Annotated in this window: 19 protein-coding genes and 1 pseudogene; 14 read left to right on the forward strand and 6 right to left on the reverse strand. The window is 53.2% G+C overall.

The window, feature by feature from the left end:
- Positions 1-16 precede the first annotated feature (16 nt).
- The 5 genes and pseudogenes from CIC07_RS06380 to CIC07_RS06400 all read left to right on the forward strand — a co-directional run bounded on the left by CIC07_RS06380 (position 17) and on the right by CIC07_RS06400 (position 7,460).
- Complete coding sequence (locus tag CIC07_RS06380; RefSeq protein WP_165895314.1) at positions 17-3,547, forward strand: glycosyltransferase; 3,531 nt, start codon at positions 17-19, stop codon at positions 3,545-3,547.
- Between the two features lie 2 nt (positions 3,548-3,549).
- Positions 3,550-4,836 (forward strand): nucleotide sugar dehydrogenase, encoded by a 1,287-nt coding sequence (locus tag CIC07_RS06385; protein WP_076359441.1) that lies wholly within the window; start codon positions 3,550-3,552, stop codon positions 4,834-4,836.
- Complete coding sequence (locus CIC07_RS06390) at positions 4,833-5,636, forward strand: ABC transporter permease (protein WP_076359442.1); 804 nt, start codon at positions 4,833-4,835, stop codon at positions 5,634-5,636. The genes CIC07_RS06385 and CIC07_RS06390 overlap by 4 nt, the downstream gene beginning before the upstream one ends.
- 15 nt (positions 5,637-5,651) lie before the next feature.
- Positions 5,652-6,407: pseudogene (locus tag CIC07_RS06395) on the forward strand (ATP-binding cassette domain-containing protein); the annotation flags it as partial.
- 72 nt (positions 6,408-6,479) lie between these two features.
- Positions 6,480-7,460, forward strand: coding sequence for a copper amine oxidase N-terminal domain-containing protein (locus tag CIC07_RS06400; protein ID WP_076359444.1), 981 nt, complete (start codon positions 6,480-6,482; stop codon positions 7,458-7,460).
- Positions 7,461-7,512: 52 nt separating this feature from the next.
- Here the strand turns inward: CIC07_RS06400 and CIC07_RS06405 are convergent, their stop codons facing one another.
- Entirely contained in the window at positions 7,513-7,980 is a 468-nt protein-coding gene (locus CIC07_RS06405; protein WP_076359445.1) for a bactofilin family protein, read from the reverse strand.
- Between the two features lie 283 nt (positions 7,981-8,263).
- On the opposite strand from CIC07_RS06405, the gene cls reads away from it, so the two are divergent.
- Positions 8,264-9,691 carry a cardiolipin synthase gene (gene cls, locus CIC07_RS06410; protein ID WP_076359446.1) on the forward strand — a complete coding sequence of 476 codons (1,428 nt, stop codon included), beginning with the start codon at positions 8,264-8,266 and terminating at the stop codon, positions 9,689-9,691.
- Between the two features lie 371 nt (positions 9,692-10,062).
- Here the strand turns inward: cls and ligD are convergent, their stop codons facing one another.
- From ligD to ku, 3 genes are read right to left on the reverse strand one after another with little or no spacing between them, the layout of a single operon-like run.
- Positions 10,063-10,977 carry a non-homologous end-joining DNA ligase gene (ligD, locus tag CIC07_RS06415; protein WP_076359447.1) on the reverse strand — a complete coding sequence of 305 codons (915 nt, stop codon included), beginning with the start codon at positions 10,975-10,977 and terminating at the stop codon, positions 10,063-10,065.
- Positions 10,978-10,982: 5 nt separating this feature from the next.
- Positions 10,983-12,179, reverse strand: a complete 1,197-nt coding sequence (locus tag CIC07_RS06420) for an ATP-dependent DNA ligase (protein ID WP_076359448.1) — start codon at positions 12,177-12,179, stop codon at positions 10,983-10,985.
- Positions 12,179-13,111 (reverse strand): non-homologous end joining protein Ku, encoded by a 933-nt coding sequence (ku, locus tag CIC07_RS06425; RefSeq protein ID WP_076359511.1) that lies wholly within the window; start codon positions 13,109-13,111, stop codon positions 12,179-12,181. The genes CIC07_RS06420 and ku overlap by 1 nt, the downstream gene beginning before the upstream one ends.
- A gap of 152 nt (positions 13,112-13,263) precedes the next feature.
- Between ku and CIC07_RS25745 the strand changes: the two genes are divergently transcribed.
- The 7 genes from CIC07_RS25745 (at position 13,264) to tsaD (ending at position 18,564) form a co-directional block, all read left to right on the forward strand.
- Positions 13,264-13,599: a hypothetical protein gene (locus CIC07_RS25745; RefSeq protein ID WP_346775657.1), complete on the forward strand. Its 336-nt coding sequence runs from the start codon at positions 13,264-13,266 to the stop codon at positions 13,597-13,599.
- Between the two features lie 13 nt (positions 13,600-13,612).
- Positions 13,613-13,810 carry an H-type small acid-soluble spore protein gene (locus tag CIC07_RS06435; RefSeq protein ID WP_049869267.1) on the forward strand — a complete coding sequence of 66 codons (198 nt, stop codon included), beginning with the start codon at positions 13,613-13,615 and terminating at the stop codon, positions 13,808-13,810.
- 497 nt (positions 13,811-14,307) lie between these two features.
- Complete coding sequence (locus CIC07_RS06440; RefSeq protein WP_076359449.1) at positions 14,308-15,183, forward strand: YitT family protein; 876 nt, start codon at positions 14,308-14,310, stop codon at positions 15,181-15,183.
- 254 nt (positions 15,184-15,437) lie between these two features.
- Positions 15,438-15,938 carry a tRNA (adenosine(37)-N6)-threonylcarbamoyltransferase complex ATPase subunit type 1 TsaE gene (tsaE, locus tag CIC07_RS06445; protein ID WP_076359450.1) on the forward strand — a complete coding sequence of 167 codons (501 nt, stop codon included), beginning with the start codon at positions 15,438-15,440 and terminating at the stop codon, positions 15,936-15,938.
- On the forward strand, positions 15,925-16,977 hold the full coding sequence (tsaB, locus tag CIC07_RS06450; protein WP_083688686.1) for a tRNA (adenosine(37)-N6)-threonylcarbamoyltransferase complex dimerization subunit type 1 TsaB: 1,053 nt from the start codon (positions 15,925-15,927) through the stop codon (positions 16,975-16,977). The genes tsaE and tsaB overlap by 14 nt, the downstream gene beginning before the upstream one ends.
- A gap of 4 nt (positions 16,978-16,981) precedes the next feature.
- Positions 16,982-17,500 carry a ribosomal protein S18-alanine N-acetyltransferase gene (gene rimI, locus CIC07_RS06455; protein ID WP_234993094.1) on the forward strand — a complete coding sequence of 173 codons (519 nt, stop codon included), beginning with the start codon at positions 16,982-16,984 and terminating at the stop codon, positions 17,498-17,500.
- Positions 17,497-18,564, forward strand: coding sequence for a tRNA (adenosine(37)-N6)-threonylcarbamoyltransferase complex transferase subunit TsaD (gene tsaD / locus CIC07_RS06460; RefSeq protein ID WP_076359451.1), 1,068 nt, complete (start codon positions 17,497-17,499; stop codon positions 18,562-18,564). The genes rimI and tsaD overlap by 4 nt, the downstream gene beginning before the upstream one ends.
- Positions 18,565-18,679: 115 nt before the next feature.
- Here the strand turns inward: tsaD and CIC07_RS06465 are convergent, their stop codons facing one another.
- Together CIC07_RS06465 and CIC07_RS06470 are read right to left on the reverse strand one after the other, a co-directional pair.
- The gene (locus tag CIC07_RS06465) at positions 18,680-19,756 is read right to left on the reverse strand and encodes a phosphodiester glycosidase family protein (RefSeq protein WP_076359452.1); all 1,077 of its coding nucleotides are present in this window, start codon (positions 19,754-19,756) and stop codon (positions 18,680-18,682) included.
- Positions 19,756-20,181 carry a hypothetical protein gene (locus CIC07_RS06470; protein ID WP_076359453.1) on the reverse strand — a complete coding sequence of 142 codons (426 nt, stop codon included), beginning with the start codon at positions 20,179-20,181 and terminating at the stop codon, positions 19,756-19,758. Before CIC07_RS06470 ends, CIC07_RS06465 begins: the two co-directional genes overlap by 1 nt.
- Before the next feature lie 1,161 nt (positions 20,182-21,342).
- Between CIC07_RS06470 and CIC07_RS06475 the strand changes: the two genes are divergently transcribed.
- A complete protein-coding gene (locus CIC07_RS06475; protein ID WP_076359514.1) occupies positions 21,343-22,899 on the forward strand; it encodes a 2-isopropylmalate synthase in 1,557 nt (518 codons plus the stop codon).
- The last annotated feature ends 360 nt before the right edge of the window (positions 22,900-23,259 follow it).

Raw genomic sequence — 23,259 nt, forward strand, 5'->3', positions numbered from 1 at the left:
TAGAAGGATGGTCAAAATGAATATCATTACAATAGGTTATGAGTCAGGGTCGATATTTCAAAATATAAATATAGATCGAATATACACTAATATAGACTACAGTCTAAATTCTATTGTTAGTGCAACTTCTCCGAAAACAGATCTAATATTAAATAAACATGATTACAAAAATTATTCAAAGAGCATATTATTGAAAAATGAAATAAACAAAACATTTTTAGATAGCATTGAACAACTTTCTTCCGAAAACGATTATCTATTAATAGATTTGTTAGATGAACGATATGATTTGATTTCAATTAATAATACATTTTTATTAGACAGCTGGTTATTAAAGGATACACATTTCAAAGTAGAAAATAATTTTTCATTTTTTAAACGAGAAGATATTGATTTTGATTTTTGGAAAAATTGTGCGGATAAATTTATTGAAAAAGCTAAAATTAATTTCGGGAAAAATATTATTCTTCATGAGATGTATTTATCCGAGCGTATATTAAGGAATAATAAACTTGAGACTCCTAAGAATATATCTGATATAAAAAAGAAAAATAGACTATTAAAAACTTGCTATGAATATATAAAAGGAAAATTGGAATATTATCAACATATTAAAATCAAAGAGGATAATTATACAGACTTTGATGAGATAGAAACATTGAATCCAGCAAAGAAAAATAAGAGTTACATATCTCGTTTTATTAAAGAATTAGAAATGATAAGAGATGAAGAGTCGAAAAATAAATATGATATTGCTATAATAATTGTTTCGTATAATGTAGAGGAATATATTAATGAAGCAGTATTATCTGTTATAAATCAAAAAAATTTTTCTGGAAGTTTTCAAATTATAATTGTGGATGATGGTTCATTAGATAATACTCAAAAAATAGTTAAAAGTTTATCTCGGAAATATAGTAACATCACTTATAAATTCATTAAAAATAGCGGTACTCCTTCAATTCCAAGAAACATAGGATTAGAATTAGCTGACTCGGAATATATCTTATTTTTAGATGGGGATGATACTCTATCAGAGAATGCATTGAATTTGCTTCATTTATATGCTACAAATTATTCAGCAGATCAAGTTATTGGAAAAATGTTGTCATTTAAAAATAACCAATTTACTGACTCATCTAAAGTCGCTGCTAAATATAAGGAAAGATATGAGTTCGAACAATCTATAAGCGATACCAAACAAATTCATATAACCACACATCCAATTTTATATCACTATCCCAGTGCTTGTGGTAAATTATTTAAATCAGAATTGATAAGGAATATAAAGTTTGAAAAAATAAAATATGGAGAAGATCGATTATTTGCTGTAGATGCTTCATTTAAATCTAAAAAAACTATCTTTGTAAATGACTTTGTTTATAACTATAGAACTAGGCAGAACTTAAATAATTTGTCAACTACACAAGAAAAATCTCTTAAAAATATTACAGGATTGCATACCTCAATATTACGGATATATGATATTATCGATCTAAATAGATTTAGGATTAATAATTATGAAGCTTATTTATTGAAAATTGTGAAATCAAACATAGCGGATGTTATACTGCGTATTAATCAAATTATGGAATATCCAATTGAAGATAGAAGAGGAATATTATTATTATTGAGTAATATCTTGAATAAGAAAATAGATCATTCAAAGAAAATAATACGTGTATATACAATGATTAATTACGTGAAATTAAAGCTTCTGTCGGAAGGTAAAATAGACGAACTCTATTATTTTGTGGAGTATTTTGAATTTAATGCTCGTCGATATGATTATGATTTTGATGGTAACTTTATTTTTAAAACCAAAAATGAGAATATTTATTTAGAATTTATATTTGGAAATAGCGTTCAAAGTATCGATGTTACAGAATACCTATCTAAAAGTAATTTGGTTAATGAAATCACTGATATAAGAATTGATAAAAATATGATGTGTATCGAAGGACTTGCATTCCATAAAAATTTCTCTATTAATTCTAAAAATGATATCAATCATGAAATTGTTATATATCATACAAAAACAAAAAAAGAATACAGATTGAAAGCTCAATATTTCTTTAATAATTTACTATCGACGTCAAATGAAAAATATGGTCATGGAGGATATAAATTTAAATTTGAATTTACAGAACATATGGATGACGGTCATTATAAATTTTCTATTGAAACCACTTTTTTAAATATCAAAAGAAAAACCGATTTGATTTTTAATGGAAAAAAAGTCCTTTATGATTTTAAGAACTCTTATTTTAAAATTAAAAAATTAAATTGCGAGATAATACCGTTATATAAAAAAAGAGCATTAAGTATTATATATAAAAAGGATATAAATTTATTAAAAAGAAAAATAATTTCTAATATTAGAAACAAACAATACTCTTTAAAACAAATAAAAATGAATAATGGAATTGATATTAAAAGAAAATTCAAATTAGGATTTGCTGTACTAACAGAAGAATTCTCGAAATTTCTCTTTAGGAAAAAGAATATTATATTAATTGGTGAGAAGAACTGTAATACTGCAAATGATACCGGATACTGGTTTTTCAAGCATTGTAGAGATCAAGGATATCCAGTGCACTATGTTATCAATAAAAAGAGCCCGGATTTTAAAAAAGTTAAAGGTCTTGGAAACGTAGTTGATTATTATAGTCTGAAGCATATTATATTATCAATGAATGCTAAATTTATTCTTAGTAGTGATAATGTGAATATTTTATTGCCTTCGAATATTAAGCATCTACGGAGAAAGCCTAAAAGAATTTTCATTCAGCATGGGGTTATTTTACAAAGCAAGGTTGATGAAATATATCATTATAAAAAAGATTATGCAGACTATATTATATCCAGTAATAAGATTGAAAAAGATATATTGAAGAATCATTTTGGTTTCAATGAGAGTAATATTTTAAATTTTGGTTTATCAAGATTTGACTCTTTAAAAGATAATAATAGCAATTCTTTTAAAAGAATCATGGTTTCATTTACGTGGAGAAAGAACATCAAAAATGTTACTGATTTAAAAGAAAGTAGATATTTAAAATCAATTATTGAATTGTTAAATAATAATGAGTTTTTATCGGTATTAAAAAAATATAAATTCACTATCGATTTATGCCTCCACCCCAGAACTTGTGATTTGTTAAAAACAGAAATAAATTGGAAGGAGCAATTATCTAGATCTCCCTTGATTAATATCCATAGCTTCAATGATATTGATATACGAGCACATATAGAAGACTGCTGTATGCTCATAACTGATTATTCAAGTATTTCATATGATTTTATTTATTTAAATAAACCTGTTATTAATTATCTTTTTGAAAATAATATGCCGTTGAATCCCAATACATTAGATGAGGTTATACCTGGAAAACCTGTTCAATCTATTACTGAATTAGTAGGTGAAGTTAAAAAAATTATTTTCAATGATGGAAAGCCGGTAAAAAAAATTGATAAGTCTAAATATATTGAAAATGTAAATAAGACTAATTGTGAAATGCTATATGGATTTATAAAGGAAGGGTAAAAATGAAGATATCTGTATATGGATTGGGGTACATCGGGTTACCTACTGCTTTAATGTTTGCAAAAAATAATATTAAAGTAATAGGGATAGATATTCAGGAAGAGCTAATTCAAAACATAAATTCAGGTTCTTTGCTAACAAACGAACCAGGTCTTCAAGAAGCTTATCTCGAAGCTCATAAATCAAGACGTCTTATTGCTTCTGTAATTCCACAAAAAGCGGACGTGTTTATAATCGCAGTTCCAACACCATATATTTCAAATGAGAAAAGATTATTTGATTATAGCTATATTATAAATGCGTTGCAGAGTATTATATCTGTAATGGAAAAAGGAAATACTATAATAATAGAATCAACTATTGCTCCAGGGACAATAAATGAAATAGTAATACCCTTTATGAGGAAATATAATTATGAACCTGGTGTGGATTTCTATTTAGCTCATTGTCCCGAGAGAGTTCTCCCTAGTAATATTTTAGGAGAAATGGTCAATAACAATCGAATCATTGGCGGAGTCACAACTAAATGCTCTCAGAAAGCTACTGAAATTTATAAAATTTTTTGTGAAGGCGAGATACATCAAACTGATGTAAGAACGGCTGAAATGTCTAAGTTAGTTGAAAATACGTTTCGAGATGTAAATATAGCCTTCGCGAATGAACTTGCTAAAATATGCAACTATCTTGATTTAAATGTACTAGAAGTAATTGATCTGGCAAACAAACATCCTAGGGTTAATATTTTAGAGCCAGGACCGGGTGTAGGCGGACATTGCTTGGCGGTTGATCCTTATTTCATCGTCGCCAAGTCGCCGGATCTGGCCAAGATCATTCATCTTTCCAGAGAGACCAATTCATCCATGCCTCACTACGTGGCGGCAAATGCGGAGAAGCTGGTCAGGGGAATCCACAATCCGAAAATAGCGGTGTTGGGAGTTACCTATAAAGCGGATGTGGACGACATCCGGGAAAGTCCTGCTATGGAAATCGTAGAGCTGCTGTCGGAGGCTGGCTTCAGCTTGTCGATTCATGATCCGCATGTAAGGACTATAGATCCGCGGTTTGTTTCGGCCGAGGACGCGATGAGAGATGCCGATCTTATTCTTCTTCTGACAGATCATACCGAATTCCGGGCCATGGACTTCAGTCCGTATGTGAAGGGAATGAGGAACCGGATGCTGTTCGATACGAGAAACAGCGTGAAGGCGGAGAATGCTCAAGGCATGCAAACGATCAATTTCGGAAATTTGTATCAGTATGTAAATCATCTTGAAACCGTGATTGCATGAGTTTTTTGAACATCGTAGCAAAGGAACACTTTAAAAACCGCTATATGATCGTAAGAATCGCCTTGTTTCAGCTGAAGTCCACTTACATGTCCAATCGATTAGGCTTGCTCTGGGTGCTTTTGAATCCGCTCAGCCAATTGGCCGTCTATTGGGTCGTTTTTGGATTGGGGATCCGTGGGGGAGCTTCCGTAGCGGGAGTTCCTTTTGTCCTCTGGCTGAGCTGCGGCCTTGTTCCCTGGTTGTTTATCGGCTCAGGAATCGTGCAGGGAGCGAATTCAGTCAGCTCGCAATTAGGCCATGTATCCAAAATGAAGTTTCCCCTGAGCGTGCTTCCTTCCATCACCATCATTACCCAGCTGATCTCTCATATGATCATGCTGGTTATGGTTTTGATTGCGGTCATCATGAAATACGGCTTTTTCGGATTATCTTATCTGGGAATCTTCTATTATCTGGTCGCATCCGTGTCCCTTTTATCCGCATTGGCGTTGTTTACCTCGACCGTTTCGGCATTTGTCCGCGACTTCAGGTTTGTGATCGGCGCGGTTACTAGAGCTCTGTTCTTCATTACTCCGATCATGTGGACGGTAAACTCCAAGACGCCGGAGCTGCTGAAAAAAGTAATCCGATACAATCCCGTCACTTACTTAGTGGATGGATACCGCAACGCGATGCTTTTCAATCAATTTCATATCGCCACGGCCTACACCGCCGGGTTTTGGCTGGGAGTAGCACTGTTGTTTGTATGGGGAGCATTCATACATGTTCGTTTCCGCAAGCATTTCATGGATTACCAATAGAGGTGTTGACTAAGCGTGCATCAAGTCCGGTTTCAAGAGGTTAGCAAATCTTTTCGTCTGCATTCCAGCATAAATGAAAAGATTCGGGATTTATTTTATATCAAGAAGGATTTCCCTGTTCATCAGGCTCTGCGCAGTCTGACTTTTGCGGTCGACCAGGGCGATGTAGTCGGAATCATAGGGCTGAATGGCGCCGGCAAAAGCACGTTGTCCAACCTTATTGCCGGAGTGACGATTCCCTCCAGCGGTTCGGTTCATATCAACGGGAACGCCGCGCTAATCGCGATATCCTCCGGTCTGAACAACCAGCTCAACGGCCTTGAAAATATCGAGCTGAAAGGGTTGATGATGGGGCTGTCCCATCAGCAGATCAAAGCCATAACGCCGGCCGTGATCGAGTTTGCCGAGCTGGGGAAATTCATTCATCAACCGATCAAAGCCTACTCCAGCGGTATGAAGGCCAGATTGGGATTTGCGATATCCATTCATATCGATCCTGACATTCTCGTCATCGACGAGGCTCTTTCCGTAGGGGACCAGACGTTCAGCGACAAATGTCTGGCCAAAATCAATGAGTTCAAGGAACGGGGCAAAACGATCTTTTTTATCAGCCATTCTCTGTCGCAAGTCAAAAGCTTCTGCGACAAAGGGCTCTGGCTTCATGACGGCGAGCTGAAGAAATACGGAGTTATCGATGAGGTCGCCGCAGAGTATGAGCGCTTCCTGAAGCATTATCAAACGCTCTCTCCAGCAGAGAGGACGGAGCTCAGAGCTTCGCACTGGGGAGAATGACCAAGGATTTGGATTTAATAATAGAAATGGGGATTTATGATGTGGAATCGATTGAAAATCGGAGTTCTGGCGGCATTGCTCGCCTTCATCGCGCAACCGCTCTCTGCGCAAGCCGCCGCGTCTACGGTAAAAACGCAATCTGTTGCTTATGAGACGATTTTTGACGGCAGAACGCTGCAGATGCACAGCGATCAATATCTGTTCACCTACCAGGGCACTTCCTATGTTCCTATCCGGTATATCGCTTACGGACTGCTCCAATCCGTTCAATGGAATGCCTCGACATCCACAGTAACGGTATCCAAGCCTACAGACAAAGAGCTGGTCGTGCTGAGGGAGTATTTTCTGAATGCGATCGGTGCTTCCGGAGCGCCGGCTTCAATCGGAAATCAAAAGCTGTCGATTTCGCCGGCTAAAGCGTCCTTTGTCTTCTACGGAGCCCAAAAACAGCTCCCCGCCGGCCAAACCGCTTATATGCTGAACAACAGCCTGTATGTTCCCATCCGCTTCATGAGCGAGAGCACGGGCATGAATGTGAAATGGGACAGCTCCAGCAAGCGGATCACGATCACTTCCCCGGCACCGGCCGCCGAAAAGCCGGAGGAGCCTAAGCCGGAGGATCCTGCTTCCGGCAATGACGCTGGCAGCGGCAGTTCCGGTTCGACAGGCAACGCTTCGGGAGGGTCGGCAGGCGGCGGCATCGTGATGCCTTCTGCCCCGACTTACGAGGATGTCAAATTCCGGGCGGACGCCAAGCTTCAGACCCTGTATATGAACGCCAAAACGACTTTCCTCAAGCTCGGGCAGCAATACGTGGACACCTCGGACAAAGCGAGGAGAGCCGCTTTGAAGAAGCAGGGCGAAGCATCGCTGGCCAGCTTCAGCTCGCAGTTTGATTCCCTTGTCTCCCAAGTGGAAGCCGAATTGAACAAGTACGGCTACAGCACGACAATCATCCAGGAATACCGCCAGAAATACAACGAGGAATTGGACGCAGGCCGAGACCTGATGAGCGACATGATGAAAGGCTGATTCAAAAAAGCCCAGCATCGGCCGATGAGCCGATGCTGGGCTTTTTTTGTCATCATCCAGCCTGGCGCCGCTCCTTCACGGAGCTTTCCCGGGCGGCCTCGCGCACTTCGCGGATATCGCGCCCGGCCTCGTCCGAAGGCTCGGCAGGATCGCGGACGGCCGGAGCGGCCGGTTCAGCCTGCCGCTCCATGCGGCAGCTGCCGCTGAGAATGCCGCCGTCCTGGACGATGAGCGAGGCGGCTGTCGCGCTGCCGTGGAGCTGGCCGCTGGACATGATCGTCAGTCGTCCGGTCGTCGCGACGTCGCCGTACACTTTGCCGGATATCGTAACGTCCTTGGCCGAAATGTTGGAGCGGACCACGCCGCTTTCTCCGATAATGACATCTTCCTTGCAATTGATGTCTCCGCGGTATTCGCCTTCGATTCTCAGGCTTGCCTGGCAGGATAAGGTGCCTTCCGCACGCGTTCCCTGGCCGATCAACGTGTCCGAAGCCGACCAGCGCTTGTTTTCCTTGAACATCGATATCCGCCTCCCTTGGATGAATTCATGCTATGTAGTATGTATTCCTTTAGGGAGTCCTTCATTCCATTTCCCGAAGAAAGGAGACATCCCCAGCCTTGCATTATCTTGCGCCGAATGCTTGAAAATCCTGCCTGCCGTTGATACTACGTACAATGGATAGTTCATGCGCCATCTATATACTCTGCGATAGAAAAGGGCTCCCTCCATCAGGTAAAATAACGAATGACGGATGAGTCCGATCCGATTCCGCCAATCCGCCAATCCGCAAAAGAGGTGCCTCATGTTCTGGCTCGTGCTTGCCTTGCTCATCTTTCTTTTTCAAATCATGACGATCCTCATTCTCGAGTACCGCCAGCCGAGCAAGACCGTCGCCTGGCTGCTCATCCTGTTCGTGCTGCCCGTCATCGGCTTTGTTATGTACTACTTCGTCGCGCGCGAGTACCAGACGAGGCGGACGGTCCGGCGAAGGGGCGTCATCGCCCATGAGGTCCAGCTCAAGGCGCTGCGGCAGAGCGCTCTCGTCCATCGGCCCGGAGACATGGAGAATCCGGATTTCAAGCATGAGGTGCGGCTGTTCAACCTGCTCGGCAGCTTCTCGATGCTGCCGGTCACCGGCTGCAACCGGACGGAGATCCTCACCAACGCGGAGCCGACCTATGCCTCGATCCTGCAGGCGCTGGATTCGGCCCGCCATCATATTCATCTCGATTATTATACGATCCGCCATGACGAGATCGGCTGCCGGTTCAAGGAGATGCTGCTCCGCAAAGCCGCCGAAGGCGTCGAGGTCAGAGTCATTTACGACGGAATCGGCAGTTTGGAGCTCCGCAACGCCTATGTGCAGGAGCTGCTGGACGGAGGCGTGAAGATGCAATGCTTCCTTGCCCCGCGCATCGCCTTTTTCGACAAGCGCGTCAACTTCCGGAACCACAGGAAGATTGTCGTCGTCGACGGGAAGATCGGGTTCGTAGGAGGAATCAACATCGGGGACGAATATCTCGGCAAAAACCCGAAGCTGGGCTTCTGGCGCGACACGCATGTGCGGATTGAAGGGGACGCGGTCTATTACCTGCAGCTGGTGTTCATGCGGGACTGGTGGTTCACGGCGCGGGAGAAGCTGGAACATCCCGCCTATCTTCCCGAGCATGGCTGCAGCGGCAGCGAGCAGGTCCAGATCGTCGCCAGCGGGCCGAATACGAGCGCGGACTCCATTCTGGAGAGCGTATTCTCCGCCATCAGCGCCGCCAAGGAGAAGCTCTACATCGCAACGCCGTACTTCATTCCCGACCCGAGCGTCCTGATGGGACTGCGGACCGCGGCGCTGAGCGGCGTGGATGTCCGGATCATCCTCCCCCACAAGTCGGATTCCAGGCTGGTGCTCTATTCTTCGCTCTCCTATGTCCAGGACCTGCTTGAGGCGGGCGTCCGCATCTATCGCTACCGCAAAGGCTTCATCCACGCGAAGGTCATGATTGTGGACAGGCTCATGGCGTCGGTCGGAACGGCGAATATGGATATGAGAAGCTTCTTCAGCAATTTCGAGATCAATGCGAATCTGTTCGGAAGCAAGGCGATCGGAAGGCTGGAGGAGGACTTCATGCTTGACTTGAAGGACTGCTACGAGCTGAAGCTCGGCGAATTCGAGGCGCGTCCGTGGACGCAGAAGGCGGCGGAAGTGGCGGCGCATATGCTGTCGCCGCTATTGTAGGATGCCGGCTTAACAACCGGCATAAGCCGTCCCGGGAGGAGCCGGCCGAAAAGAAGGCATGGCGCGGCCGGCAAGCAGGCGGCTCGAAGCTTCAGAGCGCAGGCGGCCGAGGAGCAAGATCCGCTTCTATGATTCTAAACAGCGTGCCGCAGAGGCTGCAGGTGTGGAACAAGGCTTTCCGTTCCAAGCCGGCGGCTATTTGCTCTCTCGAAGCCGGGTCGGATAAGCCGAGCTTGTCCTCAAGGGAAGGGCAAGAATCCGCATTCCCGCAGCTATAGCAGATCACTTTGACGACAGCCAGACTCAAGCCCGTTCACCTCGTATGTTTTCATTAAATGATACATAATGTAGCACATTATAGCATATTTTGGTTATGGTGTCCTGCTTTTCAAAAAATCCAAAATAGGCTGCAGCGCCTGCTTGGGAGCATGCGCCAGAAGATCTCCGCGCTGCTGGAGCCGATCGTGGATATTGAGCAGGTGAAAGTCGCGCGGCTGCGCTCCCTGCCTGATCTCGTCCCATTCCAGCGGAGTGGAGACGGTCGCCCCGGCTCTGGCCCTCGGCGTGTAGGGAGCGGCAATCGTCTTGCCTTGATAATGCTGCAGGTAATCGAAATAGATCAGATCGCCGCGGTTCTTCTTGAGCCGCTCCACCGTGAACAGCTTGGGATGCTTCTGGGTCATATAGCCCCCGACGAACAGCCCGATCGAGCGCAGCTCGTCGAAGCTCAGCCGGTCCGCCAGCGGCACGATGAGCTGCACGCCGGTAGCGCCGCTCGTCTTGGCGATCGATTCGATGCCAAGGCCCCTCAGCTGCTCGCCGACCAACCATGCCGCCTCCATGATTCTCGGCTCCTCTTCCACGGAAGGATCGAGATCGATGACCCATTCGGTCGGATGCTGAGGGTCGTCCGCCAGGTCGAAGGAAGCGTGGAATTCCAGACAAGCCAGATTCCCGAGCCAGATCAAGGTCGGCAGCGAGTCGAGAACGACATAATCGATGCTGCCGTCGGACCGGGTCCGGACGAACTCGGGGCGCGGCTCGGGGCAATTTTTCTGGTAAAAGGACTTGTCATGGATGCCGTGCGGATAACGGATCGTCGTCAAATGACGGTCGCGGCAATGCGAGATCAGGAAGGGAGAGAGCTGAACCAGCTTCTCCAAATACATGAGCTTGGTGATGCCCATCTCCGGCCACAGCGGCTTGGACGGGTTCGTAATCGTCAGCTGGTGGCCGTCAAGCGTGATGCTTCCCTTTTCGCTGCGATAGCCCTTGGATGCTGGCATGACTTCTACTCTCCTCTCCGGCGGCCGAATCCGGCGATCTTGGGATGGCGAAGCTGTCCGGCCTCGGTGATCTCCAGCCCGGTCACTGTGCAAGGAAAGGGATTATGAAGCCAGACGACCCGTTCCTTTTTCAGGTCATCAGGCAGAGCGGCGAAGGGGAGGGCAGCTCCGGCCTGCAGGGAGCCGCCGGCGAATGCGCCTTCCGGCACAAGCTGGCTCGTCAGGAGCGCGCGCATCTCGCCGGTCAGTCCAAGCGATACGCTGCCGAAATACAGCCCGTCGGCGCTCATGACGAGGCTTGCGGCCATTCCATCCCGAATCTTCAGTCCGACGATGTCGACATCGAGCAGCAGGGCGGTTTTTTTCTTGAACCAGTCCTTGTGCTGCTTGCCTTCCTTATAAAGAGAATTCAGGCGTTTGCTGACGACGCCTTCCCAGCCGGCTTCCGCGACCCAATGCCACAGTGCTTCTCCGTCGCGGTATAGCTCCGTGACCAGCATGCCGTCCGGCAGCCCCGGAGAGATGCGATGGAGAACTTCATGCCTTTGCAGGTAGGGCAGGCCTCTGAGATCGCGGTCTCCCGCCGCCAGCACATCGAACAGCACGTAGGCGAGTCCGGCGTGAGGCTGCGCCTGATGTGCGGAATCGGCCTCGCTGCCTAAGTCGGGCTGCTGTCGGGAACGCTGCGGAAGACCGGCATAATCGGCAAGGCTGCCGGAAACCGGCTGCTCTTGCGAAGCCTGCGGCCGCAGCAGACTGCCGCCATCGCCGGACAGGCCGCCGGGGGCGAGCTGCTTGCCGCCATCGCCGCCGGCCATCGCCATTGCCGCTGCCGGCACCTCCGGATTGCGGAGCGGCGTCAGCCGGGTTCCGCCCTGTTTGCCGCGCATGCGCTCGCGCTGCAGCACCCTCTGAAAGCTGGGCCTGCTGCCCGTCCAGGCGATCAGCTCTCCGTCCAGGATGCAGCGGCCGAGAGCGGCCTTCTCTATTAGGACGACAACTTCGGGGTAAATGTTGTTCTTGATCAATCCTTGGCGCGAATACAGCAGAACCTTGCCGTCCGGGCCGATGTCGGCCAGCAGCCTGACGCCGTCCCATTTGATCTGGTAGCCCCAGTCTTCTCCCTGCGGAAGATCGGCTCTCGTTATGGGCGCCATCGGCGCCGTCAGGCCAAGGGGGAGGCCGCCTTTCGCGGCGCGCATCAGGAAGCGCCGGATTCCTTGGTTTTCTTGGCGCGCGGCTTGGCGGGTTTCTTCGCGGGCTTGTCGGCTTCTCCGGAGTCCGCTAGGCCGGCTGCCGGCGTTTTCGCGCCTTTCTTCTTGGGCTTGTCCGCGGCACCGGTATCGAGCACGGGGGCTGCGGCAGGACCTTTCACCGATTCCAGGCTTGCCTGCAGGGCGGCCATCAGATCCAGCACATGTGCGGGCTCCTGCTGCGGCGCGATGCGGACTTCCTCGCCGGCGATCTTGCCTTGGATCAGATCATGCATGGCGCTCCGGTAATCGTCGGTGTATTTTTCGGGCTCGAACGGCGTCGTCAACTGATCGATGAGGAGCTTGGCCATCGACAGCTCCTTGTCATTCAGCGCTACCGCTCCGGGCAGGTTCGGAACCTGCTGGATCGGCCGAATTTCATCGGGATAGAAGATCGTCTCGATCGCGAGGCAGCCGTCGAGCACGCGGATCGCGGCGAGGCTTGACTTGGAGCGGATGGAAATTTTGGCGATGCCGATCTTGCCGGATTCCTTCATCGCTTCCATCAGCAGCGAGTAGGCTCCTCCCCCCGCCTGATCGGGCGAGAGGTAATAGGTTTTCTGGAAATAGATCGGATCGATCTCCTCCAGGGCGACAAAATCGATGATCTGAATCGTTTTGGACTTCTCTCCGCCGAGCTGGTCCAACTCTTCCTTTTCAAAGGTGACAAAGCGGCCCTTCTCGTATTCGTAACCTTTGACGATTTCATTCGTTTCGATCCGCCTGTCGCATACGGGGCATTCCTTCACATAAGCGATGGGACTGCCGCAGACGGAATGCAGCATGCGCAGCGAGATGTCCTTGTCCTCTGTGGCGGAGAACATCTTGACGGGCACATGCACCAGTCCGAAGCTGATCGCGCCCTTCCATACGGTATGCATAGCTGTCGCGCCTCCTTGCAGCCGGAGCTCCGGCATTATTATTTCCTACCAGTGTGCCCATCCGGAGGGGGTTCCCATGCATGAAGCCCGGCTGCTGCGGGCATATTTCTCATTAAGGCTGACGACAGCCCCGGGAAGGAGGCGTGAGGCGAATGGACGAGCAGGAAATACGCCGCCATCTCGAGCGCAGGCTGGACAGCCGCCATATGCTGGCCAGCAGCCGCGACGAGAAGAGCCTTCCGGATCTGGCTGCCGAAATGAGCACGGAGCTGGACGGCTCGCTGGAGGAAGGCGGAGCGCGCACGATGACGGATGCCGGCGTCGGCCGGACGGCCGACCATGGCGGCAGGGTCGATTACGAGATGGATATCGACCGGATGGTGGGCGAAGGTCTTGGTGGCGGTCAGGTCACGATCCACAACGGCCATATCGGAGAATCGACGACGGATACGATGATGCTGAAGGAAGAAGCAGAGGACGGAGAATAGGAGGGAATTCGCGGTGGATGTAAAAAGAGCGATGGAAATCTACGGCTCCAAGGATATGGTGGCCGTCCACTTGGGCGGGCACTCGGTCTGGATCGAGAATGTGGACGAGGCGAACGGCATGGCGACCGTGCAGGTCGGCACGACCCCTCAGAACACGCAGACCGTATCGGTCGACCAGCTTCATGAAGGACAGCCGCACAGAGAAAACTGAGGTCCGCGATGAGTTTGCGGACACAAAAAAACAGCGTCGTTCCCGTTGCCTTTGCGGCACCAGGAGCGGCGCTGTTCTTTTTTGCGGTTCGGCTGCACTTGCGTAGCCGGCTTGCGGGACCAGGTTCCCCTCGCGAGGTCGACCTCGTGCTGGTCGCGAGCCGATGGCGGTGATGACGGCTTGTGACGGTCTGCTGACATGGCTGTTTCCCCTTTCGCCGGAAATGTCCGGCATTCCCAACGATACCAAATGATCGGAATAACGGGAAGGGGCGAAAATACATATAGATAGATGGGGATACAAGCCTTAGACGTTCATGTCAGGGTTAAAATCAAGATAAAGAAAGATAACCATCGATAACCGGAGATAACGAGTCTTTTTGTGGGGAAATACGTTAAAAATTAGCTAAATCCACCCTTTTCCTTTAATTTAGAGCGAAAATACTTTATAATTAGTATAAAGGTCATAAGCAAGACAGATTGAAAGGGTGTGGGGGCATGGTAACAGCGCAGGGGCAGCATCTCAAGCTGCCATTCTTTGAAGTGTTCAAGCGGGTCTTGTTCATCACCGTCGGAGCCGTCCTGATGGGGGTAGGCCTGGAGATTTTCCTGGTGCCGAACAACATCATCGACGGAGGCATCACCGGCATTTCCATCATGCTTTCTTATTTGACGGACGTTCCTCTCGGACTGTTCCTCTTCCTCCTCAACCTTCCGTTCCTCTTCCTGGGGTATAAGCAGATCGGCAAGACCTTCGCGCTGTCGACTCTGTACGGAGTAGCCGTCATGTCGCTGACGACTTACCTGCTGCATGAAGTCGATCCGCTCACGATCGACGAGTTCCTCGCCTCGATCTTCGGAGGCATGGTGCTCGGAGTCGGGGTCGGCCTCGTCATCCGCTTCGGCGGCTCGCTCGACGGGACGGAGATCGTCGCGATCCTCCTCTCCAAGAAGCTGCCTTTCTCGGTCGGCGAGATCGTCATGTTCGCGAATCTGTTCATCCTGTCGAGCGCGGGCTTCGTGTTCTCATGGGACCGGGCGATGTACTCGCTCATCGCCTACTATATCGCCTACAAGATGATCGACATCGTCATCGAGGGCTTCGACGAATCCAAGGCCGTCTGGATCATCAGCGACGAGTACCGCGAGATCGGCGAAGCCATCATGAGCCGTCTGGGCCGCGGCGTCACTTATCTCAACGGCGAAGGCGGCTTCACCGGCGGCGACAAGAAAGTGCTGTTCGTCGTCGTGACGCGCCTCGAGGAAGCCAAGCTCAAGTCGATCGTGACCGACATGGACCCCGGCGCCTTCCTGGCCGTCGGCAATATCCACGACGTCAAGGGCGGCCGCTTCAAGAAGCGCGACATACATTAGCGCGCTCGGCGGCAGGACGCATGCTCCGCAAGGCAGACACTGCCTGCGGAGTTTTTTTCTGCGCGCAGCCGTCATGCAGGCTCAAGCATCGACGGCTCGGGCGCGAAGGACGGCATGCTGCTGTCCGCCATGGCGGTGGGATGTCCGTGCGGGCCCGCCCGGCCGCGGTTGCGGCAGAAGAAGGGGGCCGATATAATGAGAACAAGATTCCGGAAGCGGATGAAAGCGGAACATAAGCAAGGTGGGATACACAGATGACAGAGGCCGCAGCAACAGCCAGTTGGCGCGCGCGGGAGGAGTCGGACACGGTCCGGCTCGCGGAAATGCTGGCCGCATGGGCCGCTCCCGGAACGGTGATCGCGCTGGATGGCGATCTTGGCGCGGGCAAAACCCGGTTCTCGCAGGCGTTCGCCGCCGCGATCGGGGTGCAGGGCGTGGTTAACAGCCCGACCTTTACGATTATAAAAGAGTATGCCAGCGGAACGATGCCGCTGTACCATATGGATGTCTATCGGCTGTCGCAGGAAGAGGCCGACGAGCTCGGATTGGACGAGTATTTCTACGGAAGCGGCGTCTCCCTCGTGGAGTGGGCGAGCCTGATTCCGGAGCTGCTTCCGGAATCCAGGCTGGAGCTGTACATCGAGCATCTGGGAGGCAGCGATCGGCGGATACGGCTGGAAGGCCGCGGACTCCCTTATGCGGAATGGTGCAGGCTAATCGCCGAGAGGGAGGAGCAGGGCAATGAAGGAGCATGATCCGGCCGCAGAGGCCGGCGCGGAGAGCCTTCCGCATGTTGAAGGCGCAGCGGAGACGGGCTTGCAGCAGGCCAAGCCGAGGGAAGAGCTGCTCGTCCTGGCGCTGGACACGTCGACGGCGGTGCTTGCCGCCGCCTTGATGCGGGGCGGCGAAGTGCTCGCCAGCGTCCAGTCGCCGGCCGAGCGCAACCATTCGGCGCATGTCGTGCCGGCCGTGCAGAAGCTGCTCGCCGATGCCGGCATCTCCCCCGGGCAGCTGGACGGCATCGCTGCGGGCATCGGCCCGGGCTCCTATACGGGCGTCCGCATCGCGGCATCCGTCGCGAAGACGCTGGCCTGGGCCTGGAAGCTGCCGATCGTCGGCGTGTCGACGCTGGAGGCGATGGCCGTCGGGGCATGGCGCGAGCATGCCGGCCGACGCTCGGAGGCTGCTGCCAGCCATGGCGATGCGGCGGATGGGGCGATGTCAGCTGTCGCCGGTTCGGCGGAGCCCGCGGAGTCCAGCGTGCAAGCGGGCACCGAGAGAGCGCGGCGCGGCGCTGCTGAGCCGGCTGCGGACAGGAATCGGCACAGCGCAGTGCAGGAGAGCGCAGATGCGGTTGAATCGGCATGGACCGTTCCCCTGATCGACGCCCGGAGAGGACAAGCCTATACGGCTCTGTTTGCCGCTTCCGATAGGGATGGGTGGCTGCGTCTGGAAACGGACGCCATCCGGCTCGCATCGGATTGGGCGCGCAGGCTCTATGAACGGCTGGAGGATACGGATGCCGGCGGGAGACCGGAGCGGATTGTCTTTACGGGAGACCTGGAAAAGCATGAGGAATCCATCTCGATGCTGGAGTCCCTCCTTGCGGGCTTGCCCGGCGGAGCTCCTGCCGTCGCAAGGCAGCCTCATGTCATGGAAGGCCGCAGCGCAGCCTGGCTGGGAAGCAGGCGGTTAGCCGGAGGTGAAGCAGATGACGCGCACGCATTTGTTCCAAACTACACGCAATTGGCTGAAGCGGAAGCTAAATTATTGGAGAAACCCGGGGAGGCGTAAAACGATGGCGGATTACGACGTCATGCAGCTTCACGCTGCATCCGGCGAGGATGACCTGGTGTTCCGGTCGATGAAGCTCGACGACATCCCGTCCATCATCGCCATCGAGCATGAAGCGTTCACTTCTCCGTGGACCTCCGATGCTTTCGTGAACGAGCTTACCCATAACCATTTCGCGCGGTACATGGTCATGACGCTGCATGGTGAAATCATCGGTTACGGCGGCATGTGGCTGATCATGGACGAGGCCCATGTGACCAACATCGCGGTGAGCCGGGAGTTTCGGGGACGCAAGCTGGGGGCGCGGCTGCTGTCCGAGCTGAAGAAGCTCGCGGTCTTTTTCGGAGCCGTCCGGATGACGCTGGAGGTCCGCGTAACCAACGAGGTGGCGCAGTCGCTGTACCGCAAATTCGGCTTCGAACCGTCCGGCATCCGTCCGGGCTATTATTCCGACAACAACGAGGACGCCCTGATCATGTGGGCGGAGCTTGGGCAGCCGCAAGCGGAGGGACAAGCCCAATGAGCGCACAGCGGAACAGGGAAAACGAACTTATTCTAGCCATCGAGACCAGCTGCGACGAGACGTCCGCAGCGGTCATCCGCGGCGGACGCGAGATCCTCTCCAACATCGTCTCCAGCCAGATCGAGACGCATCGCCAGTTCGGCGGCGTCGTGCCGGAGGTCGCCTCCCGCAAGCATGTCGAAGTCATCACGCTGATCATCGAGCAGGCGATCTCCGAAGCCGGCATCGAGGCGAAGGATCTGTCCGCCATTGCCGTCACCCAGGGCCCGGGACTTGTCGGCGCGCTGCTCGTCGGCATCGTGTCCGGAATGAGCCTGGCGATGGCGCTCGACGTGCCGCTGATCGGCACCCACCATATCGCCGGACATATCTACGCCAATGCGCTCGTGCACGAGATCCAATATCCATGCCTGGCGCTTGTCGTATCCGGCGGCCATACCGAGCTCGTGATGCTGGAGGAGGAGGGCGTCTTCCGCATTGTCGGCCGCACGCGGGACGACGCGGTCGGCGAGGCTTACGACAAGGTCGCCCGGGCGTTGAAGTTCCCTTATCCGGGCGGTCCCCATATCGACCGGCAGGCAGCGGCGGCGGAGCATGCAGCCGAGCTGCCGCGCTCCTGGCTGGAGCCGGGCTCCTACGATTTCAGCTTCAGCGGCTTGAAGTCCGCCGTGCTGTCAGCCATCAACCAGTCCAGGATGAAAGGGCTGGAGCTCGACGTGCCTGCGCTTGCGCGCGGCTTCCAGGAATCCGTCATCGAAGTGCTGACGGTGAAGGCGATCCGTGCCGCCAAGGAGTTCGGCGCGCGGCAGCTGCTCTTGTGCGGCGGCGTCGCCGCCAACCGCGGCCTGCGCAGCCGGCTTGAAGAGCTGTGCGCGGCGGAGGGGCTGCCGCTGCTCATTCCTCCGCATTCGCTGTGCACGGACAACGCCGCGATGATCGGCGCCGCCGCCCATCTGAAGTGGACGCGGAGCCAGTTCACCGGCTTCGACCTGAAGGCCGATCCCGGCCTGTCGCTCGAGGAGTGGTCCGTCCGCGAGGCCAGGTCCGCGATGGCGGCCGAATAACTTTCTTTCAAGCAAAGAGGCTGGCGCCATGAAGGCGCCAGCCTCTTTGCTTTCCGGATAAAAGGGGCAGCAACCCAAGCCGGTGGAATGACTTGGCCGGCCGCCCCTTGGCGGTTCAAGAGAAGAAAAGGAAATTCGTCGCAAGCGGACGAAGCTTCTTGTCCGACGGATGGTTGACGATGCGGCCGTTGAATACGAGCGTCGAGGAGCCGCCGCCGTCCAGATTGTAGCCGTCCACGGCCTTGAACCGGGAAAGCAGGATCTGCATCTCGCCGAGCGTCGCCCCGGAGCTGCCGGTTTCGTTGTAGCCGTCCACGACGATGAACAGGAGCTGGTCGTCCTTGTAGTTGGCGACGACGGTTCGGGGCGCCCGCAGCGGGCTCAGCTGCCACTTCAGCGGAATCGGCTGGGCGATGCCGCCTTTCATCAGGACCGGGACGAACGAGACGCCGAAGTCGGGGTTTTCCCGGTCCAGCTGTTCGCGGCTCGAATACTTTCCGCCGATCAGCTTGCGCTCCTTGTTCAGGCCGACGAAGAACAGATCCTTGTAGGACGGCTCGAATCCGCCGATGTATTTGCCTTCCATGACGGTTGTGCTCAGCGGGTACCGGCGGCCGGAGCCGTCGTCGGCGAATCCGCCGGCATTGATGCCGGCGACGGCATTGTAGCGCTTGACGGCTGCGAGCGTCGTTTCCGCCCGGCCCGGCTTGTCTCCGCCGATCGCCAGCTTCATCGCTCCCTCCTGCTTGAGCCTCACTTTGAGCGCGTAGCCGTTGAAGTTCTGGGCTTTGATGAAATACAGCTGTGCGGTAAGCTTGTCCGTCTGGACCGTCTCCGAAGGACTTCCGAGCGGAATGCTGATGCGGCGGTCATAGACGGCGAGCGGACGGCCGCTCTGGGAACGAGCCATGCCCGCAATGGCGTTCATCCTCTGGCTGGTCTGGCTGTACAGCGCAGCGGCTTTCTGGATGGAGCCGGCCGTGTGGACGGCGCTGGTCTTGGCCTGCTCGAAGCCGGTCCCGATGGCCTGGACTTGTCCGGACGTATCCTTGGGCGCTGCGGGAACGGAGGCCGTCGAGCCGGGAAGCCTCACCTCAGGCTGATGCAGAAGCAGGAGCAGAAGCGCGCCAAGGAAAGGGGCGGTCATGAGCAGCATGCGCCGATTGACGACGCGCACGTCGATGCCCCGCATTATTTCAGCACATCCAGGTTTTTCTTCAGCTCGTCGAGCCGTTTTTGGACTTCGCTCAGCTGGGTGAACAGCTTGTTGCTGTTGTCGGTCTTGTCGCTGGCGTTGTCGCGGGTGAAGGCGAGCAGCTCATTGAGGCTCTGCACCTTGCTGTTCAAGGCGGCGAGCTCGGTCTGGTAGCCCGATTCCAGCTTGTCCAGCTTCTCGTCGTACCTGGCTTGGAGCTCGGCGATCTGCATGTCGGTCTGCTGCTGGATCTGCATGGACATCTGCTGCTGCAAGTGCTGCGTATAGAACCAGGCTCCGGCTATGCCTGCAGCCGTGATGAGGAGCCAGGCGATTAGGAACGGAACGGGGGACCTGCGGGCAGTGCGTCGGGGAACGGCCGCTTCCATTCGCGAATAGACGGCCGGCGTGTCTTGGTTCATGCTGGAATCACCTCTTGATCATTGCGGTATTGCTCAACGGAGTCTATGACGGCAAAAGACTGGAACATGTTGCATCCATTTCCGGTGTGGGTCCTATTCTACCATAGCCTCCCTGCCCGGTCACCCCGGACAGGAGGGACGCCATGCTCTTCCGGCGGCGGATCGGGCATGGGGATGCCATGCCGATGCCGGAAATCGAGCGGATCCAAATGATTTCCCGGGCATCTATCAAAGCCGCGAAAAGAACGATGCTGCCCATGTTCCGATCCCAGGCTTGACAGCTGGCGCCGCCGTCGATATACTCAATTTCAACAGTTGGATGCTGCTGCTGAGCAGCCATAGAGTGTAAACGCTGTGAACAGGAACAGTAGGAACGTCCTGGAAGGGCATGCCCGAGAGGGATGCCGGCAGAGAGCTGCGGGTAGGTGCGACGCAGCCGAAGGACTTCCGAAGCTCTCCTGGGAGCGGAATGCCTGAACGGAAACGCAACGTTCGCAAGCCGGACGCCCTCGAGGCGGAGGAGCTTGCGACGCGGCCGCAGGGCATTACGGCTGGCCCCGTCATCGGCTTTGCGATTGAGCGCCGTCCGGACGGCGCTCAATCGCAATCAAGGGGACGCCGTTCATGGCGGCGTCAACGAGAGTGGTACCGCGCGGGCATAGCCTGTCGTCTCTTGCATAGAGGCGGCAGGCTTTTTTTGCATCCATCTGGCAGGGTACAGCTGATCGACAACTTCACTTCATATCCAAACGCTAGGATCAGGAGCAGTAGGACCGGTCCGGAACCTTCAGAGAGCTGCGGCAAGGTGCGACGCAGCCGAAGGGCCGATCCGAACTCGCCTGGGAGCGGAATCGGGGAGGGCAAGGCCGCTGCGGCCGAGCCGGTACCCGGTTACGGCTGTCCCCCGTCATCGGGAAGCCGCCTGCGGCTGCGCTTCGTCATGAAGCCCGGCGCGCGGGCGAGCATGAGCGGGTCCGCTCCTGCCGCCGCGCCTGATCAGGCTGCCTCGGCAAGGACGGACAACAAGAGTGGTACCGCGGCGTGGCCGATTTTTCAGCCCGTCGTCTCTTGCGGAAGACAGAACGTTAAGGTTTTGTCTTCCGCGAGGGACGGCGGGCTTTTTTTCGTTCAACCAAACCAAACTCGGAGGGATTCCAAATGATGAACGCAGCCGGAAACAGAACGATCCACATATTCGACACGACGCTGAGAGACGGGGAGCAATCGCCGGGTGCCGCGATCGCCCCGGAGAAGAAGATCATCATCGCCCGGCAGCTGGCGAAGCTTGGCGTCGATATCATCGAGCCGGGCTTCCCGGTATCCAGTCTCGGCGAATTCGCGGCCGTCCAGCAGATCTCGAGGGAGCTGCAGCAGGTGGAGATCGCAGGCTTCGCGCGCGCGGTGCGCGGCGACATCGATGCGGCCGTCAAGGCGACCGCCGATGCCGCAAGGCGCCGTCTGCATATCTTCATCAGCTCCTCGGACATCCACCTGCAGCATCAGCTGCGGATGACGAGGGAGCAGGTCGTCGCGCGGACCCGGGAGGTGCTGGCGTACGGCAAGCAATTCGTCGAGGAGATCGAATTTTCGGCGATGGATGCGACCCGCACGGACCTGGCTTTTCTGACCGAGCTGGTCGAAGCGGCGATCGAGTCCGGCGCCACCATCATCAATCTGCCGGATACGCTCGGATACGCGCTTCCCGAAGAAATCACCAAGATGTTCACCGTCGTACGGCAGGGAGCAAGGGGCGGAGAAGGCGTCCGCTACAGCGCCCATTGCCATGACGACCTCGGCCTCGCCGCAGCGAACAGCCTGGCGGCGATCCGGGCGGGCGCTTCCCAGGTGGAGGTGACCGTGAACGGAATCGGCGAGCGGGCCGGCAACTGCTCCGTCGAGGAGCTGGCGATGATTTTGGACACGAGGGGTCCGGTCATTGGAGTCGGCACCAACATCAACCGCGCGGAAATTTTCGAGACTTCACGCGTCGTCAGCCGGATGATGCATTTTCCGATCGCGTTCAACAAGCCAATCGTCGGCCGCAACGCCTTCCAGCATGAGTCGGGCATCCACCAGGACGGCCTGCTCAAAAACCGGAACACCTATGAAATCATGGACCCCGAGACGATGGGCATTCCGCGCAGCATGATCGTGCTCGGCAAGCATTCCGGACGGCATGCGATCAAGCATCGGCTCGCGGAGTTCGGCATCGAGCTGGACAGCGGGCAGCTGGAGCAGGTGTACGAAGCGTTCAAGGCCAAGGCCGACGCCCAGAAAATCGTCACCGACGAGCAGCTGATCCGGATCGCCGGGGAGCAGACCGAAACCCAGCCGGATCCCTATGTGCTTGTCGATCTGCAGGTGCTGGCAGGCAGCCAGCGCACGCGCATGGCGACGGTCACGCTGAGGGAGCAGGATGGACGCGAGCATACGTATACGTCGGCCGGAAACGGCCCTCTCGAAGCTGTCATCGCCTGCATCCGCCAAGGCATTCCCGCCGCCTCGGAGCTGGAGGACCTGGAGCTGCATTCCCTCTCTACAGGAGAGGATGCCCATGGAGAAGCCGTCGTGTCGGTCCTGATGGACGGAGAGCGTTATCGCGGCACGGCGGTTCATGACGACATCGTCCTGGCTGCGGCGCAGGCTTACGTCTCGGCATGCAATGCAGCCGTGATGAGCCGGAGCGGAGCGGCGAAAAGGCAAGCGGGCGTGAATTAGCTTCGGAACGATGCGCGGCCAGAAGCGGCTAGAAATGGGGAAGGCAGGATAGGCGGCGGCCTGCCTTCCGGCCGCTGAAAGATGCTGCTGCCCAACTTTATTTTGTGGACAATTGCGCTGCGGCCTGCTGGAACAACGCTGTGCAGAAAATGGGGATATTTTTTTCAATGCTGCCTTGTGGACAATGTGGATAGTGAGGATAATTTCGTTGGGGCTTCGTTCTTCGATGGATGCCGATCTGGAGATCCATGTCCAAAGCGGAGTCTGAATTGAATTTCAAAACAGAATTGCCTGACAACTTATTCAGGGTTGTGGATAACGCTGTGCATAACTGGAAGCGGCAGCCGGAAATGGACGAAG

Source organism: Paenibacillus sp. RUD330 (genome assembly GCF_002243345.2).
Taxonomy (GTDB): domain Bacteria; phylum Bacillota; class Bacilli; order Paenibacillales; family Paenibacillaceae; genus Paenibacillus_O.